Origin of the sequence: Streptococcus mitis (assembly GCF_001579035.1) — a bacterium.
Taxonomy (GTDB): domain Bacteria; phylum Bacillota; class Bacilli; order Lactobacillales; family Streptococcaceae; genus Streptococcus; species Streptococcus mitis_J.
Genome location: NZ_KQ970289.1, coordinates 106037 through 108371, shown reverse-complemented (window position 1 = coordinate 108371; position 2335 = coordinate 106037). Strand labels below are relative to the sequence as shown.

At 44.2% G+C, this 2335-nt stretch carries 2 protein-coding genes and 1 tRNA gene; 1 reads left to right on the top strand and 2 read right to left on the bottom strand.

Going from position 1 to position 2335, the window contains the following annotated elements; genetic code table 11:
* Nucleotides 1-136: 136 nt before the first annotated feature.
* Nucleotides 137-209 (bottom strand) — tRNA-Lys (locus SMIDD26_RS07765).
* Nucleotides 210-473: 264 nt separating this feature from the next.
* Nucleotides 474-1745 carry a replication-associated recombination protein A gene (locus SMIDD26_RS07760; RefSeq protein WP_061439745.1) on the bottom strand — a complete coding sequence of 424 codons (1272 nt, stop codon included), beginning with the start codon at nucleotides 1743-1745 and terminating at the stop codon, nucleotides 474-476.
* Between the two features lie 115 nt (nucleotides 1746-1860).
* On the opposite strand from SMIDD26_RS07760, the gene SMIDD26_RS07755 reads away from it, so the two are divergent.
* Nucleotides 1861-2331 (top strand): DUF3013 family protein, encoded by a 471-nt coding sequence (locus tag SMIDD26_RS07755; RefSeq protein ID WP_049531867.1) that lies wholly within the window; start codon nucleotides 1861-1863, stop codon nucleotides 2329-2331.
* Nucleotides 2332-2335 lie beyond the last annotated feature (4 nt).

Here is a 2335-nt window from a genome sequence, read left to right as displayed (position 1 = left end):
TTTTGAGTGCAATCAGATTAGATATGTCTGGAAAGGGTGTTCACAAAATTATATCTTTAATATCCATTGGTTGACCAAAAGTAGAACAGATACGAAAAAAAGCCTTTAGAATAAGGCTTTTCCTGCTGTATTTAGATGCCCCCTACAGGGATCGAACCTGTGACCCACGGATTAAGAGTCCGCTGCTCTGCCAGCTGAGCTAAGGAGGCAAAGAAAAAAGCTGTATTGGTGCCGAAACTTCACGGTTTGTATTGAACCCGCGCAATTAAGCAGGTGGGCAACTCGCTCTAACTGAAGCTGTTTCCGTGTGAGACGGCCTACATGCTGTTAGAAGACTTTTGTTTCCCTAATAATACAAAAAATAGTCGGTCAACACTTAAGTGTGAAGTCGTACACCACAGCGTTTCTATGTTTATATGATACCACTTTTTCAAAAAAAATCAAGAGGAAAATGCAATTTTTTGAAAAGGATTTCAGATTTTTCGCAAATGGTCGATAGCTTCCTTTCTTTGAGCCAAAGCCCGTTCATATTTACCAGTATCTTCTGCTTGGAAATAGTGATGATTGCGAATTTTTTCTGGCAGATAGTCTTGCTTGACCCAATTTCCAGGATAGTTGTGTGGATAGAGATAGTCTTGGGCATTCCCCAGTTCCTTGCTTCCGCTGTAGTGCCCATCACGCAGGTGTCGCGGAATAGGCAAGTGCCCTGATGTTTTGAGGTCAGCAAGTGCCTTATCCATAGCTACATAGGCTGAGTTGGATTTTGGAGAAAGTGCCAAATCAATGACGACATTGGCAATGAGGATACGAGCCTCGGGGAAACCAATCCTCTGTGCAGCATCCAGGGCAGTCACGGTGTGAATCTGGGCTTCAGGATTGGCCAAACCGATATCTTCATAAGCGATAACAGTCAAACGACGAGCGAGACTTGGCAAATCACCAGCCTCAATCAAGCGGGCAGCATAGTGAAGACTGGCATCAACATCTGAGCCACGGATAGACTTTTGCAGGGCAGATAGAACATCATAGTGACCGTCTCCATCCTTGTCCATGGTAATGTAGCTTCTCTGAAGACTATTTTCCATGATGTCTAGGGTGATATGGCGGATGCCCTCGTCATTCTCAGGGGTAGAGAGAACTGCCAAATCCAGTGAGTTAAAGGCAGAGCGCAGGTCTCCGTTTGTAGAGGTTGCGATGAAATCCAGCGCATCTTCATCTAGTTCTACTGGGAAATCAAAACCACGCTCAGGACTACTTAGAGCTATCTGAAGAGCCTCTTTGACGTCTTGGTTAGACAGAGGTTCCAACTCAAAAATTTGAACACGGCTACGAATGGCAGGAGTGACAGAAAAGAAAGGATTTTCAGTCGTAGCCCCAATCATGATGACCAGACCACTTTCCAAGAGAGGCAAGAGGAAGTCTTGTTTAGTCTTGTCAAGACGATGAATCTCGTCTAGTAGCAGTACAAGGCCACCTGAGAATTTAGCTTCTTCAGCGATTTCTTGCAGTCTCTTTTTACTATCAACTGTCGCATTGAAAGTTCGAAAGGCATACTTGGTCGTCCCTGCGATGGCAGAGGCAATACTGGTCTTGCCGATTCCTGGGGGTCCATATAGAATCATGGAGGACAGGCGGTTGGCTTCCACCATGCGGCGGATGATTTTTCCTTGTCCAACCAGATGTTCCTGACCAATGACCTGGTCAATAGTTTTAGGGCGCATACGAAGCGCGAGATTGTCTGGCATAGCAGTCCTTTCTAACGTGGATTTTCTGATGTATATGTGGTAAGATGGTAGTATCTATTTTAGCATATTTCCGAGCAATCGGGGCGATTTAAGAGTCGCATAGAAAGAGGACAAAATGGCAACATACGGATTTTTAGATGTTTTAGAGGAAGAGTTGGAGAAGAACTTTCCTTTTGACTTTGAGATTAGTTGGGACAAGCGTAACCACGCGGTTGAAGTGAGTTTTCTATTGGAAGCGCAAAATGCTGCAGGTGTGGAGATGGTGGATGAAGATGGAGAGGTTTCATCAGATGACATTCTCTTTGAAGAAGCAGTGCTTTTTTACAATCCTGCCAAATCAACAGTCAATGCAGAAGACTATTTGACGGTCATTCCTTACCTACCTAAAAAAGGATTTTCTCGCGAATTTTTAGCTTATTTTGCGCTATTCCTTAAAGATACTGCCGAGGTTGGACTAGATGCCCTCATGGACTTTTTGGAAGACCCAGAAGCAGAAGAATTCGTCATGGAATGGAATCAAGAAGTCTTTGAAGAAGGAAAAGTTGGATTGGAAGAGGGAGAGTTTTATCCTTATCCGAGATACTAGGAGT

Bases quoted from the DNA above. Each gene is read 5' to 3' on its own strand.
- SMIDD26_RS07755 (WP_049531867.1), top strand. From the start codon at position 1,861: ATGGCAACATACGGATTTTTAGATGTTTTAGAGGAAGAGTTGGAGAAG.
- SMIDD26_RS07760 (WP_061439745.1), bottom strand. From the start codon at position 1,745: ATGCCAGACAATCTCGCGCTTCGTATGCGCCCTAAAACTATTGACCAG.